This is a genomic window from Bacillus sp. AFS053548 (assembly GCF_002575105.1).
Classification (GTDB): domain Bacteria; phylum Bacillota; class Bacilli; order Bacillales; family Bacillaceae_G; genus Gottfriedia.
This window is the reverse complement of the sequence record NZ_NUHI01000026.1, coordinates 203,671-219,496: the sequence shown is the minus strand read 5'-3', so window position 1 is coordinate 219,496 and position 15,826 is coordinate 203,671. Positions and strand designations below refer to the sequence as shown.

Annotated in this window: 16 protein-coding genes; 15 read left to right on the top strand and 1 reads right to left on the bottom strand. The window is 34.2% G+C overall.

Annotated features, from left to right (window positions below; all coding sequences use genetic code 11):
• The first annotated feature begins 129 nt into the window (after positions 1-129).
• From def to spoVM, 10 genes are all read left to right on the top strand, one after another.
• Entirely contained in the window at positions 130-603 is a 474-nt protein-coding gene (def, locus tag CN946_RS14490) for a peptide deformylase (protein ID WP_098861820.1), read from the top strand.
• A gap of 8 nt (positions 604-611) precedes the next feature.
• Positions 612-1,556, top strand: a complete 945-nt coding sequence (fmt, locus tag CN946_RS14485; protein ID WP_098861819.1) for a methionyl-tRNA formyltransferase — start codon at positions 612-614, stop codon at positions 1,554-1,556.
• 1 nt (position 1,557) lies between these two features.
• On the top strand, positions 1,558-2,904 hold the full coding sequence (rsmB, locus tag CN946_RS14480; RefSeq protein ID WP_098861818.1) for a 16S rRNA (cytosine(967)-C(5))-methyltransferase RsmB: 1,347 nt from the start codon (positions 1,558-1,560) through the stop codon (positions 2,902-2,904).
• 2 nt (positions 2,905-2,906) lie between these two features.
• On the top strand, positions 2,907-3,998 hold the full coding sequence (gene rlmN, locus CN946_RS14475) for a dual-specificity RNA methyltransferase RlmN (RefSeq protein WP_176547329.1): 1,092 nt from the start codon (positions 2,907-2,909) through the stop codon (positions 3,996-3,998).
• A gap of 4 nt (positions 3,999-4,002) precedes the next feature.
• Positions 4,003-4,755, top strand: coding sequence for a Stp1/IreP family PP2C-type Ser/Thr phosphatase (locus tag CN946_RS14470; RefSeq protein ID WP_098861817.1), 753 nt, complete (start codon positions 4,003-4,005; stop codon positions 4,753-4,755).
• An 8-nt stretch (positions 4,756-4,763) separates the two neighbouring features.
• Positions 4,764-6,758: a Stk1 family PASTA domain-containing Ser/Thr kinase gene (gene pknB / locus CN946_RS14465; RefSeq protein WP_098862057.1), complete on the top strand. Its 1,995-nt coding sequence runs from the start codon at positions 4,764-4,766 to the stop codon at positions 6,756-6,758.
• A gap of 20 nt (positions 6,759-6,778) precedes the next feature.
• Positions 6,779-7,660, top strand: coding sequence for a ribosome small subunit-dependent GTPase A (gene rsgA, locus CN946_RS14460; protein WP_098861816.1), 882 nt, complete (start codon positions 6,779-6,781; stop codon positions 7,658-7,660).
• A 2-nt stretch (positions 7,661-7,662) separates the two neighbouring features.
• A complete protein-coding gene (gene rpe, locus CN946_RS14455; protein WP_098861815.1) occupies positions 7,663-8,307 on the top strand; it encodes a ribulose-phosphate 3-epimerase in 645 nt (214 codons plus the stop codon).
• Between the two features lie 91 nt (positions 8,308-8,398).
• Positions 8,399-9,040 (top strand): thiamine diphosphokinase, encoded by a 642-nt coding sequence (locus CN946_RS14450; RefSeq protein ID WP_176547328.1) that lies wholly within the window; start codon positions 8,399-8,401, stop codon positions 9,038-9,040.
• 94 nt (positions 9,041-9,134) lie between these two features.
• Positions 9,135-9,218: a stage V sporulation protein SpoVM gene (gene spoVM, locus CN946_RS14445; protein WP_049813551.1), complete on the top strand. Its 84-nt coding sequence runs from the start codon at positions 9,135-9,137 to the stop codon at positions 9,216-9,218.
• A gap of 98 nt (positions 9,219-9,316) precedes the next feature.
• On the opposite strand, the gene rpmB is transcribed toward spoVM, so the two are convergent.
• Positions 9,317-9,505, bottom strand: a complete 189-nt coding sequence (rpmB, locus tag CN946_RS14440; protein ID WP_025568947.1) for a 50S ribosomal protein L28 — start codon at positions 9,503-9,505, stop codon at positions 9,317-9,319.
• Between the two features lie 347 nt (positions 9,506-9,852).
• On the opposite strand from rpmB, the gene CN946_RS14435 reads away from it, so the two are divergent.
• From CN946_RS14435 to recG, 5 genes are all read left to right on the top strand, one after another.
• The gene (locus CN946_RS14435) at positions 9,853-10,215 is read left to right on the top strand and encodes an Asp23/Gls24 family envelope stress response protein (RefSeq protein WP_088012978.1); all 363 of its coding nucleotides are present in this window, start codon (positions 9,853-9,855) and stop codon (positions 10,213-10,215) included.
• Between the two features lie 23 nt (positions 10,216-10,238).
• On the top strand, positions 10,239-11,927 hold the full coding sequence (locus CN946_RS14430; RefSeq protein ID WP_098861813.1) for a DAK2 domain-containing protein: 1,689 nt from the start codon (positions 10,239-10,241) through the stop codon (positions 11,925-11,927).
• A gap of 228 nt (positions 11,928-12,155) precedes the next feature.
• Positions 12,156-12,818, top strand: coding sequence for an L-serine ammonia-lyase, iron-sulfur-dependent subunit beta (sdaAB, locus tag CN946_RS14425; RefSeq protein ID WP_098861812.1), 663 nt, complete (start codon positions 12,156-12,158; stop codon positions 12,816-12,818).
• A 17-nt stretch (positions 12,819-12,835) separates the two neighbouring features.
• Complete coding sequence (sdaAA, locus tag CN946_RS14420; protein WP_098426999.1) at positions 12,836-13,717, top strand: L-serine ammonia-lyase, iron-sulfur-dependent, subunit alpha; 882 nt, start codon at positions 12,836-12,838, stop codon at positions 13,715-13,717.
• Positions 13,717-15,765 carry an ATP-dependent DNA helicase RecG gene (gene recG / locus CN946_RS14415; protein ID WP_098861811.1) on the top strand — a complete coding sequence of 683 codons (2,049 nt, stop codon included), beginning with the start codon at positions 13,717-13,719 and terminating at the stop codon, positions 15,763-15,765. Before sdaAA ends, recG begins: the two co-directional genes overlap by 1 nt.
• The last annotated feature ends 61 nt before the right edge of the window (positions 15,766-15,826 follow it).

Genomic DNA, 15,826 nt, shown 5'->3' with positions numbered 1-15,826 from the left:
CGAGAGGCTAACGCCTGGAGCTAGACAGAACGAAAACAGGAGGCGACTAGTCAGCCCCCAACAAGCATAAAACGAAGGTCGTTTTTAGAAATTAAATTTTAACGTACAATCAAGATAGGAGTTGTGAAATTGGCTTTATTAAATATAGTAGAATATCCAAATGAAGTTCTTGAAACACCTTGTGAAAAAGTGACGTCATTTGATAAAAACTTAGTAAAACTTTTAAATAATATGTATGAGACAATGCTGGCAGCAGATGGTGTTGGTTTAGCAGCTCCACAAGTTGGTATTCTGCAGCAAGTAGCTGTTGTTGATGTTGAAGATGAGAATGGAAGAATTGATTTAATTAATCCGATCGTAATGGAAACAAAAGGCGAGCAGACTGATGTTGAAGGTTGTTTAAGTTTCCCTAACTTATATGGTGATGTAACAAGACCTAGCTATGCAAAAATCAAAGCACAAAATAAACGTGGAAAATATTTTATTATAGAAGCCCGTGGATTTTTAGCTCGTGCACTTTTACATGAAATTGATCATTTAAATGGAGTTTTATTCACTTCTAAAGTCTCGAAATACTATGAAGAAAGTGAATTAGAAGGGTAGGCAAAAAAATGACAAAGATTGTTTTTATGGGGACGCCAGATTTTTCTGTTCCTGTTTTAAGAAGATTAATCGAAGAAGGATATGATGTAGTAGGTGTTGTAACTCAGCCAGATCGCCCTGTTGGTCGAAAAAGAGTGCTAACTCCACCTCCTGTTAAAGTAGAGGCTTTAAAACATAATATCCCAGTTTTACAACCTGAAAAAATTAGACTTCCAGAAGAAACAGAAAAAGTATTAGCATTAAAGCCAGATTTAATTGTAACTGCAGCTTTTGGACAAATTCTTCCTACAGATATTCTTGAAGCTCCTAAATTTGGTTGTATAAATGTACATGCTTCATTGTTACCAGAATTACGAGGTGGGGCTCCAATTCACTATTCGATTATTCAAGGAAAGAGTGAAACTGGTGTAACAATTATGTATATGGTAGAAAAGCTAGATGCTGGTGATATGTTAGCCAAAGTCGTTGTTACGATTGAAGAAAAAGATCACGTTGGAACGCTTCACGATAAATTAAGTATTGCTGGTTCAAATTTACTTTCAGAAACAATTCCACCATTATTAAAGGGTGAAATTAATGCAGTGAAGCAAGATGAAAGTAAAGTTAGCTTTGCAAAAAATATTAAGCGTGAGGAAGAACAAATAAATTGGTCAAAAACTGGTGAAGAGATTTATAATCACGTAAGAGGTTTACACCCTTGGCCAGTAGCTTATACTACATTAAACGGAGAAGTTTTAAAAGTTTGGTGGGGTGAAAAAGTAAATACGAATCAAAATTCTACACCAGGTGAAATAATTGATGTTTTAAACGATGGCATATTAGTAGCGACAGGTAATCATACTGCTATCAAAATTACTGATTTACAGCCTGCAGGTAAAAAGCGTATGGAAGCGAAGCAATATATTAATGGTGCAGGTTCTTTTATTGAACGTGGAATGAAGTTAGGAGAATAACATGAGTAAAAATGTACGAGAGATTGCCTTGGAGGCTCTTCTTTCAGTTTATAAAAATCAATCATATAGTAATTTGTTAGTAAATAACTATATTCAAAAGAATGATTTATCTTCGGCTGATTCGGGACTATTAACAGAATTAATCTATGGAACAATCCAAAGAGATCAATTATTGGATTTTTATTTAGAACCATTCATTAAAAATCAGAAGAAATTAGAAGAATGGGTTTATATATTAATAAAACTTTCATTATATCAATTGCATTTTTTAGATCGTGTACCTCCTCACGCAGTTTTAAATGAGGCTGTTAATATTGCTAAAAAGCGCGGACATAAAGGAATTGCTTCTTTAGTAAATGGGGTATTAAGAAATATTCAAAGAAATGGTTTACGATCAATCGATGAAATAAAGGACCCGATCGAAAAGCTTTCAATTGAAACGAATCATCCAAAGTGGTTAATTGAACAATGGGTAAAAGAATTCGGAGAAGAAGAAACGAGAAAAGTTTGTGAAGAGAACATACTTCCACCGTTTCAAACTGCAAGAGTCAATACAATGAAAGCAACAAGAAAAGAAGTACTTAAAATGCTTGAAGATGAAGGAGTCCAGGTTAAGGAAGGAAAACTGTCTCCATTTGCAATAGAAATCCAAAAAGGAAATGTTGCTCATACGAATGCATTTAAAGAAGGTTTCCTTTCAATTCAAGATGAAAGCTCGATGTTAGTTGCACAAGCACTTGGAGTTGAAAAAGGTGAAGATATATTAGACACATGTGCAGCACCTGGAGGGAAATCAACACATATTGCTGAGTTGTTAGGCGGTACTGGATCAGTTACTTCATTAGATTTACACAAGCATAAAGTAAAGTTAATAAAAGAACAAGCTAATCGTTTAGGGTTAGATAATATAGAAACAAAAGCTCTAGATGCAAGAAAAGCACCTGAAGAGTTTGAAGGAAGATTATTTGACAAAGTATTAGTAGATGCTCCGTGTTCTGGTTTAGGGGTTATTCGTCGTAAACCAGATATTTTATTAAAAAAGAATGCTACTGATGTAACGAATTTACAAAGAGTTCAGAAGTCTATTTTAGACGAAGCTTCAAAGTTAGTTAAGCCAGGTGGAACTTTAGTATATAGCACTTGTACAGTTGGACATGAAGAAAATATTGATGTGGTCGAAGCTTTTTTAGATGAGCATCATGATTATGAATTAGATCATTCATTAATTGATCATGTTCCGGAAAAATTAAATGAAAATAAATTGGTTCAAAAAGGGTATGTACAGCTACTACCACATTATTTTGGAACGGATGGATTTTTTATTGCAAGATTAAGGAAGAAGGTGTAACGTTGAAATTAGAAAATACTACAAATTCAGTCAAAATAGAAAAAACTCATAAACCCTCAATTTACTCGTTAAAAGTGAGTGATATAGAGGATTGGTTAAAGGCGCAAAAGCAGCAGGCTTTCCGTGCAAAGCAAATTTATAATTGGCTATACGTTCAACGAGTTGAAAGCTTTGAAGAAATGCAAAATATTCCAAAAGAGCTACGTATGTTACTTGAAGAGAATTTTACAATAACGACATTAAAAACATTGGTTAAACAAACCTCTTCAGATGGTACGATGAAATTTTTATTTGAATTACATGATGGATATTCGATTGAAACTGTTTTAATGAGACATAATTATGGCAATTCTGTATGTGTAACGACACAAGTAGGTTGTCGAATTGGATGTACTTTTTGTGCATCGACTCTTGGTGGTTTAAAACGAAATCTTGAAGCAGGTGAAATCGTTGCACAAGTATTAGAAGTACAACGTGCTATTGATGAAGTTGAAGAAAGAGTTAGCTCAATCGTAGTTATGGGTATAGGCGAACCATTTGATAACTATAATGGTTTAATGGATTTCTTAAGAATTGTTAATTCTGAAAAAGGTCTTAACATTGGTGCAAGACATATTACAGTATCAACAAGTGGAATCATTCCAAAAATCTATAACTTTGCCGATGAGGGACTTCAAATTAATTTCGCGATTTCATTACATGCTCCTAACAGTGAGTTGCGTTCTAAATTAATGCCAATTAATCGTGCATACAAATTACCGGATTTAATGGACGCTGTTCGTTACTATGTTGAAAAAACAGGTAGACGTGTAACGTTTGAATATGGTTTATTCGGTGGTGAAAATGACCAAGTTGAGCATGCTGAAGAACTTTCTAAGTTACTTAAAGGAGTTAAATGTCATGTTAATTTAATTCCAGTTAACTATGTACCTGAAAGAGATTACGTAAGAACACCTAAGGAACAAATTTTTGAATTTGAAAAAGTACTTAAAAATAATGGTGTTAATGTTACAATTCGTCGTGAACAAGGTCATGATATAGATGCAGCTTGTGGACAGTTGCGTGCAAAGGAGCGTAAAGAGGAGACGAGGTGAAACAATGCAAACTTTTTTTCAAACTGATACGGGGAAAGTTCGAGAGCATAATGAAGATAGCGTAGGTATATTTACGAACGATTCAGGAATCGTATTAGCTGTAGTTGCTGACGGTATGGGTGGCCATTTAGCTGGTGAGGTTGCAAGTATGATGGCGATCAATTTCCTTGAAGCAGAGTGGAAAAATACTAGTAATTTTGAAACACCGGTAGAAGCCGAATCATGGCTAAAAAATATTGTAGCACAATTAAATACAAACTTATTAGTTCATTCTGAGCAAAATGAAGAGTGCAAGGGTATGGGGACAACCCTTGAAGCGATTATTTGTACTCCTTTATTTTTTACGATTGCACATATAGGTGATAGTAGAAGTTATTTGAGAAATGATGAAGGGTTTAAGCAAATAACAGAAGATCATACTTTTGTCGCTGAACTTGTTAAATTTGGGCAAATTTCTATGGAGGATGCAGAAATTCATCCTCGTAAAAATGTTATAACGCGAGCACTTGGTACTGAGGAAACAGTTGATGTTGATATTAAAACTTTAACTTGGGAAGAAGATGATTTAATCATTTTATGTTCAGATGGTTTATCGAATAAAATATCAAATGAACTATTTAATGAAAAATTAAATGAAAATCTACCAATCGATCTTCTCGGTAACCAGTTGATTTCAATCGCAAATGATCTTGGTGGAGAAGATAACATCACGCTTGCCATTATTAAGTTTGAGCCTAGAAATATAGAGAAAGGGTGATGATGAGCGTGATGATTGGTAGACGCCTAAACGACCGATATAAGATCTTAAAATTAATTGGTGTTGGCGGTATGGCAAACGTTTATTTAGCCCGTGATATGATTTTAGATCGAGATGTAGCAGTAAAAATGTTAAAAGCTGATTTTTCAAACGACCCTGACTTCTTAAGAAGATTTCAACGTGAAGCATATTCAGTTACTTCGCTATCTCATCCGAATATCGTAAGCTCATATGACGTTGGGGAAGAAGATGGATTGCAGTACATCGTCATGGAATATGTTGAAGGTGAGACTTTAAAGGAGTATATTCAGCATCATACACCTATAAAGCCAAAAGAAGTATTGAGGATTATGGAACAATTAGCCTCAGGATTAGCTCATGCGCATCATTTTCAAATCGTTCATAGAGATGTAAAACCGCAAAATATTTTAATCAATAAAGAAGGAAATGTAAAAATTACTGATTTTGGTATTGCAACAGCTTCGACAGCTGCAACAATTACACAAACAAATTCAGTACTTGGTTCTGTTCATTACCTTTCACCTGAACAAGCAAGAGGTGGAGTTGCGAATAAAAAGTCAGATATTTATTCTTTAGGAATTGTAATGTTTGAGCTTTTAACTGGAAAACTACCATTTTCTGGTGAGAGTGCAGTAGCGATTGCATTAAAACATTTGCAAAGCGAAGTTCCACCACCAACAAAATTTAATCCAGAAATACCACAAAGCCTTGAAAATATCGTTTTAAAAGCTACTGCTAAAGATATCTTTTATCGATATGATACTGCAGATGAGATGAAGCTAGATTTACAAACTGCTTTAGATAGTGATCGTTTGAATGAAAAACCTTTTGTGATTCCTACAAATGATGATGAAACGAAGATAATTCCGATCATAAAGGATATTCCTGTATCAACTAATGATGATACTGTTGTCGTACCAACAAAGAAAAAAGCAAATAAAGAAAAAGAACCTAACAAAAAAGAAACTGTCAAAAAAGAACCTATCAAAAATGAACCTGATAAATTAAAACGGAAGAAGAAAAATTCTTTTGCAAAGTTTATTATAGGTACATTTATTGCACTTTTAATTGGTGGTTTATTAGCGATAACATTGATACCTGCATTATTTTTGCCTGAAGACGTAGAAATTCCAGATGTTAAGGATATGACATACGAAAGTGCGGTTACGTTGCTTGCTTCAAAAGGGTTAAAAATAAGCGATCCTAAAGAAATTTTTGATGATGAAGTTGATGAAGGAAAAGTAGTTAAAACTTCTCCTAATATTGGGGAAACTGTTAAAGAAAATTCATCGATAACGATTTATAAATCAAAAGGTAAAAAAAGTAACGAGATGGAAGACCTTAAAGGGTTCCAATACAACACGATAAAATCTCGATTACAAGACGATTATCGCTCTGTTACAACGCATTTTATCGAAAGTGATGAACCAGAAGGTGAAATAATCGACCAATCTCCGAACGTTGGGGCTGAAGTCGTTCCATCAGAAACGGATTTAAATGTATGGATTAGTAAAGGGGCATCTACGATCACTCTTCGTGACCTAAAAGGATGGTCTAGAAAAGATGTTGAAACCTATGCAGGTGACAATAACCTAAAGCTTAACGTAACGAAAGAAGATTCTGGAACAGTTGCTGAAAATCGTGTTATTTCTCAATCTCCATCTGCTAACGTTGCAGTAAAAGAAGGGGATACATTAAATGTCGTTATTTCTTCTGGAAAACAAAAAGAAAAGACGAAAAAAGTAACAATCAATATACAAGTACCATATACCCCAACCAATCCTAGTGCACCTCAGCTAATTGAGGTATATATTAGAGATAAAAATAATAATGGTGAAAATCCTGCAATTTCAAAATCGATCACCGAAACAACTACTATACCAGTAGAAGTGACAATTGATCCTGGACAAACTGCTTCCTATAAAATTGTTAAAGATGGTCAAGTTATTGCAGAAAGAGATGTACCTTATCCATCGAATTAAAGAGCTGTAGGAGTGAGTATATGCCAGAAGGCAAAATCATAAAAGCATTGAGTGGATTCTATTATGTCGAAACAGATGAGACAGTTGTTACTTGTCGTGGTAGAGGAAATTTTCGTAATAAGAAAATAACACCTCTAGTTGGAGATGAAGTAGAATATCATATCGAAAAAAGTGGAGAAGGTTATCTACTTGAAATTAAAAAGCGAAAGAATGAACTTGTTCGACCTCCCATTGCAAATGTTGATCAAGCAATTTTAGTTTTTTCAGCAGTAGAGCCCGATTTTTCTCCAATATTATTAGATCGATTCCTAGTATTAATTGAGTTTAATGAAATTAAACCTTTAATTGTAATTACAAAGATTGATTTGTGTCCAGAAGCACAATTAAAATTAGTGTATGAATACGTTTCTTATTATCGCCAAATTGGATATGAAGTATGTTTAACTTCTTCAAAAACTGAGGAAGGATTAGAAAAAGTACTTCCACATATGTCAAATAAAATATCTGTATTTGCAGGACAATCTGGCGTTGGTAAGTCAACTTTACTAAATGCAATTAATCCAGAGCTAGATTTAAAAACGGGAATTATTTCCTCTCATTTAGGTCGAGGAAAACATACAACTAGACATGTTGAATTAATAAAAATTGGACAGGGGCTGGTTGCAGATACTCCTGGTTTTAGTTCATTGGAATTTATGGGAATCGAATCTGAAGATTTATCGTATTGTTTTGTAGAAATGAGAGAAAAAAGTCAAGAATGTAAATTTAGAGGTTGTACCCACTTAAAAGAACCAAAGTGTGCTGTAAAAGCTGCGGTTGAAAGTGGGGAAATTTCTCCTAAACGATATGATCACTATGTATCATTCATAGAAGAAATAAGAGATAGAAAGCCGAGGTATTAATCATGGTTAAAATTGCACCATCAATCCTTTCAGCGAATTTTGCTAAACTTGGAGAAGAAATTTTAGATGTAGAACGTGGAGGAGCAGATTATATTCACGTCGATGTAATGGATGGTCATTTTGTACCAAATATTACAATTGGACCACTAATTGTAGAAGCAATTAGACCAGTGACGAAGCTTCCACTTGATGTACATTTAATGATTGAAAAACCTGATCAATACATAGAACAATTTGTAAAAGCTGGAGCGGACATTATTACGGTTCATGTTGAAGCTTGTACACATTTGCACCGCACGATCCAAACAATTAAATCATTTGGTATTAAAGCAGGTGTAGTTCTTAATCCAGCTACTCCAGTTTCAACAATTGAACAGATTATTGATGATGTCGACATGGTCCTTTTAATGACAGTAAATCCTGGCTTTGGCGGACAGAAATTCATTCATTCAGTTGTTCCTAAAATTAAACAAGTTGCTAATTTGATTAAAGAACGCAATTTATCAGTTGAAATCGAAATAGATGGTGGCGTTGACGAGCATACGGCTAAAATTTGTATAGAAGCAGGTGCTACCGTATTAGTAGCCGGTTCAGCAGTTTATAATAAGGAAGACAGAAAAGAAGCTATAGAGAAAATTAGAGGATAATGTGATCATCTAAAATTGCATTGAAAATCTAATTATGAAACAAAAAATGCAATCGACATTCGATTGCATTTTTTTAAAGGTGGAAAAAAAGTTGATTATACATATTGTAGGTGCAGGACCGAAATCGAATACAATTACTGAAATTACTCAGAAAGACGAAAATCAGTTACTGATTGGCGTAGATAATGGAGCTCATTACTTAATTGAAGAAGGATTAATTCCAGAGGCAATATTCGGTGATTTTGATTCTTTAAGCGATGAGAATTTAGAAAAGATAAAAAGGCTTGTCCCAAATGTTTTTATTTATCCCCCTGAAAAAGATGAAACAGATTTAGAACTTGCTATTCAATGGGCAATTAAACAAAAACCAAAAAAAATTTTTATCCATTGTGTAACCGGAAAACGTTTAGATCATGAATTTGGCAGTATGTCATTATTAATAAAATTTATGAATTCTGGTGTTCCAATAAAAATCGTGGATGAATATAACGTAATATATGTCATTCAGGAAGGTACCCATTTCATTAGTAAACTGCAGCATTTTAAATACGTATCCTTTTTTTCTTTAGGTGCTAAAGTAGAAAATTTAACTTTAAAGGGCTTTAAATATCCACTAACTAATCATTTATTGGAGATTGGATCATCACTATGTGTAAGCAATGAACTGCTAGAGAGTGAAGGGTCTATTTCATTTAGCGAAGGCATAGCATTAGTAGTAAGGAGCAAAGATTAACAATTTCATGTCATAGTTTTCGCTCATCGCAAGTAGAATGTAATAGGATTAATCTTTTCCTTAAAAATGCTAGAAAGCTTGTAGGAGGGAAAGCATGAGATTTTATACGATTAAATTACCTAGATTTCTTGGCGGACTTGTTCGCGCCATGCTGAGTACATTTAAAAAAGACGCTTAGCTTAATTGGAGTAGAGTTTTTTTGTTAGAGGCAACAGGCATCATAAAAAAAAGTAAAAAAGCATAGCGGGTCGCTATGCTTTTTAGTACGTTAATAAATTAAACGCGCTCAATTTTACCTGATTTTAAAGCTCTCGCTGAAACGTAAACACGCTTTGGTTTACCGTTTACTAAAATACGAACTTTTTGAAGGTTAGCACCCCAAGTACGTTTTGAAGCATTCATAGCGTGAGAGCGACTGTTACCAGAACGAGACTTTCTTCCTGTGATTACACAAACACGAGCCATCTATTTCCCTCCTAACAAAAAACGGAATAACATTTCAATGATTATTTTCATTCAAACACTACTATAATTTATCATACCGCTCTGCTTAATGCAACAGTTATTGGTAAGTTGTTCAAGAAAAAAACCTTGACATCGAAATGTATGATATACTAATTATTAAAGAGGGGCCTCCAGACTTATTGAAAAGAAATTCAGTAAAAATTGTATTTTCTATAATTAACCATGAATATTATTGAAATGCTAATAATAGTAGTGAGTCAATAGAATTATTTTGGAAAAAGGTATACAATAATAAGTAAGTAGTATAACTAACTATACTTGGATTATCCAATAAGGGGGACCAAATTATGTCATTAGAAATGAAAACTCAATATGGAACAATCGAGATTGGTACAGATGTGATCGCTACAATTGCTGGTGGAGCTGCCATTGATTGTTACGGTATTGTTGGAATGGCTTCTAAGAAACAAATTAAGGATGGTCTTACAGAAATCCTAAAAAAAGATAACTTTACAAAAGGTGTTATTGTTCGCCAAGTAGGTGAGGACGTTAATATCGATATGTACATAATTGTAAGCTATGGTACGAAGATTTCTGAAGTTGCTAATAACGTACAAAATAAAGTGAAGTATACTCTTGATCAAACATTAGGCTTGTCAGTTGACTCAGTTAATATTTTTGTTCAAGGTGTGAAAGTAGCTAACCTGTAAAGACGCATTAAGGAGGAGAATTTGTGTCGATAAAACGTATTGACGGTAAATTATTTGCAGATATGGTGATTCAAGGTGCAAATAACTTAACGAAAAATGTAAAATTTGTAGATTCATTAAATGTATTCCCAGTACCAGATGGTGATACTGGAACAAATATGAATCTTTCTATTACTTCTGGATCAAAGGAAGTAAAAGAAAAACCAAATAGTCATGTAGGGAAAGTTGGTCAAAGCTTTGCAAAGGGCTTATTGATGGGGGCGCGTGGAAATTCTGGTGTAATCCTTTCTCAATTATTTAGAGGTTTTTCTAAATCAATTGAATCAAAGGATACAATTTCAACAACTGATTTTGCTTTAGCATTAGAAGCAGGGGTAGAAACTGCTTATAAAGCTGTTATGAAGCCTATTGAAGGAACAATTTTAACAGTTGCACGAGAAACAGCAAAAAAAGCAGTTGTCATAGCAAAAACACATGAAGAATTTATTCCTTTTCTTGAGGAAACAATTATTGAAGCAAATGCATCATTAAACCGTACGCCAGACTTACTGCCTGTGTTAAAACAAGTTGGTGTAGTCGATAGCGGAGGTCAAGGTTTAGTACTAGTCTATGAAGGATTCTTAGCATCATTAAAAGGTGAAGAAATTTCCCTAGAAGGTGCTGAAGCGACTCTTTCACTTGAGGAACTTGTTGAAGCAGAACATCGAAATGTACAAAGTATGTTAAATACTGAAGACATTGTTTACGGATACTGTACTGAATTTATGGTGCGATTTGAAAAAGATAAATTAAATAAACATCCTTTTGACATAGACACTTTCCGTAAAGAGCTAAGTGCATGGGGTGATTCTTTATTAGTAGTTGCTGATGATGAAATTGTAAAAGTTCATATTCATGCTGAGTACCCTGGGGAAGTATTTAATTTAGGTCAACGATTTGGAAGCTTTTTAAAACTAAAAGCTGAAAATATGCGCGAACAACATACTAACTTACTACATGAAGAGGTTTCAAATGAATCTCCTTCTAAAAATGAGTCAACACCATCTACTGAAAAACAAGAATTTGGTATCGTTACGGTAGCTATGGGATCAGGGATTAAGGCATTATTTGAAAGTATTGGGGCAACTGTTGTAATTGAAGGCGGTCAAACAATGAATCCTAGTACAGAAGACATTGTAAAAGCGATTGAACAATGCAACGCAGAAAATGTTATTGTACTTCCTAACAACGGAAATATCGTGATGGCTGCTGAGCAAGCTGCATCTGTTACAGAATGTAATGTGGCAGTTGTAACGTCTAAAACAGTACCTCAAGGTATGTCAGCTTTATTATCATTTAATCCTACTGCATCATTAGATGAAAATAAATCAGGAATGCAAGATGCATTAAAGACAGTTAAAACAGGTCAAATAACTTATGCGGTTCGAGATACTGAAATTGATGGTGTAGAAATAACAAAAGATCATTTCATGGGAATCCTTGAAAGTAAAATTGTTACAACAGACGCAAATCAATTAGAGGCAGCAAAGAAATTATTACAAGATATGATTGATGAAGATTCTGAAATATTAACAATCTTATATGGCCAAGATGTATCAGATCAAGAAATTTCAAAATTAGTTGAATTTGCCGAAGAGAGCTTTGATCATTTAGAAGTTGAAGTTCATAACGGAAATCAGCCTTTATATTCATATATTTTTTCAATTGAATAAGATAAAATATAGCAAGATAAAAGAGGAAGTGTGATCACTTCTTCTTTTTTTTTGTACTTTATTTAAAGACTAATGTAAAATAACGTAGAACTCTGTAGAATTTCGTATTACACTATAAGGTGGACATTGTTTTGTCCATAATACCAACTTTTTATATAAATGATTTGTTGTAACAAAACAAAAACTAAATATAATACGCTTTTACAATAACGTATTGGGGGAAACGTAATGAAATATAAAAGTGTTTTTGACATAATTGGTCCAATTATGATTGGCCCTTCTAGTTCACATACAGCGGGAGCGGCTAAAATTGGTCGTGTAGCAAGAAATCTTTATGGAAAAGAACCAAAAAAGATTTTGATTTCATTATATGGTTCATTTGCTAAAACATATCGTGGACATGGTACAGATGTTGCGCTTATTGGTGGACTATTGGATTTTGATACGTTCGATGAGCGTATTCCAGAATCATTAAATATTGCACAATCAAAAGGGATGTCAATTGATTTCGTTGAAGAAGATGCAGTAACGGAGCATCCAAATACAGTGAAAATTTCAATTCTCGATGATGACCAACCATTTGAATTAGTGGGAATTTCAATCGGTGGTGGAAAGATTGAAATTATTGAATTGAATGGATTTGAACTTAAACTTTCGGGTAATTATCCTGCAATCCTTGTTGTTCATAATGACCGTTTTGGTTCGATTGCTGGTGTAACAAATGTCCTAATGAAATATTCTGTAAATATTGGCCATATGGAAGTTTCACGTAAAGAAGTCGGACAAATTGCTTTGATGGCAATTGAGGTCGACCAAGATCTAGATGAAAAAATTATTAAAGAAATTGAATCTTTACCACATATCATTCGCGTTACGAAAATGGTTGATTAAGGAGAGGGGGAATTTAAATGTTTAAAAATGTTGCTGAATTAGTTGAATTAGCTGAATCAAAAAATGTTAAAATTTCAGAAATAATGATCCAACAAGAGATGTTTTTTACAGGAAGAAGCCGTGAAGAGATTATTGGTAAAATGGAGCAAAATCTTGTTGTTATGGAAAAGGCAGTTGAAAGAGGTCTTGCAGGTGTTCACTCGCCAACAGGTTTAACAGGAGGGGACGCTGTATTACTTCAAAATTACATTGCAAAAGGTAATTTCCTTTCAGGCCATTTACTTTTAGATGCTGTTAGTAAAGCGGTTGCTACAAATGAAGTAAATGCTGCAATGGGTACGATTTGTGCAACTCCTACAGCAGGTTCAGCTGGAGTAGTTCCTGGAACTCTTTTTGCAGTAAAAGAGAAATTAAATCCTACTCGAATGCAAATGATTGAGTTCTTATTTGCATCTGGTGCTTTCGGTTTTGTTGTAGCTAATAATGCATCAATTTCAGGTGCTGCAGGGGGCTGTCAAGCGGAAGTAGGCTCTGCAAGTGGTATGGCAGCAGCTGCGATCGTTGAAATGGCTGGTGGTACTCCAAGTCAAAGTGCTGAAGCATTTGCCATTACATTAAAAAATATGCTTGGTTTAGTATGTGACCCGGTTGCAGGTTTAGTCGAAGTTCCATGTGTTAAGCGAAACGCAATGGGTGCTGCTAACGCAATGGTAGCAGCAGATATGGCATTAGCAGGTATTACAAGTCGAATTCCATGTGACGAAGTAATTGATGCTATGTATCGAATTGGACAAACAATGCCATCTGCGCTAAGAGAAACTGCAGAAGGAGGACTAGCGGCAACGCCAACAGGACGTGAATTGGAAGCAAAAATATTTGGTGTTTCGCTAAAAAAATAGTGAGTATTGAACTTGAACAAAAAGTATCTGTATTAAGTGGTGTCGGTGAGGAAACTGAAACACAATTAAATGATATGGGTATTTTTACTATAAATGACTTAATCGAATATTTACCGTATCGATATGAGGATTTTCGAAATAAGGATTTATCAGAAGTGAAGCATGAAGAGCGCGTGACTGTCGAGGGGATTGTTCATAGCGCTCCTCTTCTTCAATTTTTTGGCAAAAATAAATCACGACTAACATTTCGACTTTTAGTTGATCGATACTTAATTACTGTTATTTGTTTTAATCGACCGTATTTTAAAACAAAGCTAAACTTAAATGAGCATGTAACTGTTTCTGGCAAGTGGGATCAACATAAACAAACCATTTCATTATCAGACCTTGTATTTGGGTCTCGTACGAATAGTCACGAAATTGAGCCTGTCTATTCAATTAAGGGGAAAATGTCTATAAAAACAATGCGTAAATTTGTTGAGCAGTCTTTTAAAAAATATGGACATTTAATAAATGACTTAGTGCCAAACGAACTAATTCAAAAATATAAACTTTTAAATCGTTCAGAAACAATGAGATTACTTCACCACCCAATTGATGCGAATAGTCTAAAACAAGCTAGAAGAAGCTTTGTTTATGAAGAGTTTTTTCTTTTTCAACTAAAAATGCAAGCACTTCGCAAAATTCAGCGTAATCAATCAAAAGGCATCCCAAAAACATTAAACATTGAAAAAATTCAACAACTAATCCAATCCTTACCATTTCCTCTGACATCAGCTCAAAATAGAGTTGTACAAGAAATATTCACAGATTTAGAAAGTCCTTATCGAATGAATCGCTTATTACAAGGTGATGTTGGGTCGGGAAAAACCGTTGTCGCTACCATTGCATTATATGCATGTACACTTAATGGTTATCAAGGTGCATTAATGGTGCCTACAGAAATTTTAGCTGAGCAACATTTTGAATCTTTAGCCAAAATGCTACAACATACAGAAGTAAATGTTGAGCTTCTTACAAGTTCTGTAAAAGGTAAAAAGCGTCGTGAAATCCTAGAACGATTAAAAAACGGTGAGGTACATATTTTAGTCGGTACCCATGCATTAATTCAAGATGAGGTTCAATTTAATAAATTAGGCATTGTTATAACAGATGAACAACATCGATTTGGTGTTGGTCAAAGAAGAGTTTTAAGAGAAAAAGGTTATTTCCCTGATGTTTTATTTATGACAGCAACTCCAATCCCAAGAACTTTAGCAATAACAGCTTTTGGTGAAATGGATGTATCGATTATTGATGAATATCCGGCTGGTCGTAAAAAAATAGAAACGTATTGGGTTAAACAAGAAATGTTTGATCGCGTTTTAGATTTTATCGGTAAAGAAATTAAAAATGGACGACAAGCATATCTAATCTGTCCACTGATCGAGGAGTCAGAGAAATTAGACCTTCAGAATGCATTAGATTTACATAGTGTTCTATCTTTTCATTATCAAAATGTGGCGAAGGTTGGATTGATGCATGGAAAGCTTTCATCAACAGAGAAGGATGACGTGATGAAGGCATTTGCAGCTAATGATGTTCAAATATTAGTATCAACGACAGTTGTAGAAGTAGGTGTAAATGTACCAAATGCAACTGTGATGGTTATTTATGATGCAGATCGCTTTGGACTATCACAATTACATCAGCTAAGAGGACGAGTTGGACGAGGTTCAGAACAATCTTATTGTATTTTAGTTGGCGATCCAAAAAGTGAAGTAGGAAAAGAAAGATTAACAATCATGACAGAAACAAACGATGGTTTTGAGCTAAGTGAAAAGGATTTAGAACTTAGAGGACCAGGAGATTTCTTTGGAAAACAACAAAGTGGTGTGCCCGAATTTAAAATGGCTGATATGGTACATGACTATCGTGCATTAGAAGTTGCTCGAAATGATGCAACATTATTAGTTAATTCAGATGTATTTTGGAAAGCTAATGAATATCAAGGATTAAGAATGTACTTAGACAGAACGGGATTATTTAATTCAGAAAAATTAGATTAGTACTAGGTATTAAAAGTTTGTCAAAAAACTATTGTAATACATGGATTTTTAATATAAACTG

Coding starts and splice junctions, on each gene's coding strand:
- fmt (WP_098861819.1), top strand. CDS start 612: ATGACAAAGATTGTTTTTATGGGGACGCCAGATTTTTCTGTTCCTGTT.
- rsmB (WP_098861818.1), top strand. CDS start 1,558: ATGAGTAAAAATGTACGAGAGATTGCCTTGGAGGCTCTTCTTTCAGTT.
- CN946_RS14470 (WP_098861817.1), top strand. CDS start 4,003: ATGCAAACTTTTTTTCAAACTGATACGGGGAAAGTTCGAGAGCATAAT.
- rsgA (WP_098861816.1), top strand. CDS start 6,779: ATGCCAGAAGGCAAAATCATAAAAGCATTGAGTGGATTCTATTATGTC.
- rpe (WP_098861815.1), top strand. CDS start 7,663: ATGGTTAAAATTGCACCATCAATCCTTTCAGCGAATTTTGCTAAACTT.
- spoVM (WP_049813551.1), top strand. CDS start 9,135: ATGAGATTTTATACGATTAAATTACCTAGATTTCTTGGCGGACTTGTT.
- rpmB (WP_025568947.1), bottom strand. CDS start 9,505: ATGGCTCGTGTTTGTGTAATCACAGGAAGAAAGTCTCGTTCTGGTAAC.
- CN946_RS14435 (WP_088012978.1), top strand. CDS start 9,853: ATGTCATTAGAAATGAAAACTCAATATGGAACAATCGAGATTGGTACA.
- sdaAB (WP_098861812.1), top strand. CDS start 12,156: ATGAAATATAAAAGTGTTTTTGACATAATTGGTCCAATTATGATTGGC.
- sdaAA (WP_098426999.1), top strand. CDS start 12,836: ATGTTTAAAAATGTTGCTGAATTAGTTGAATTAGCTGAATCAAAAAAT.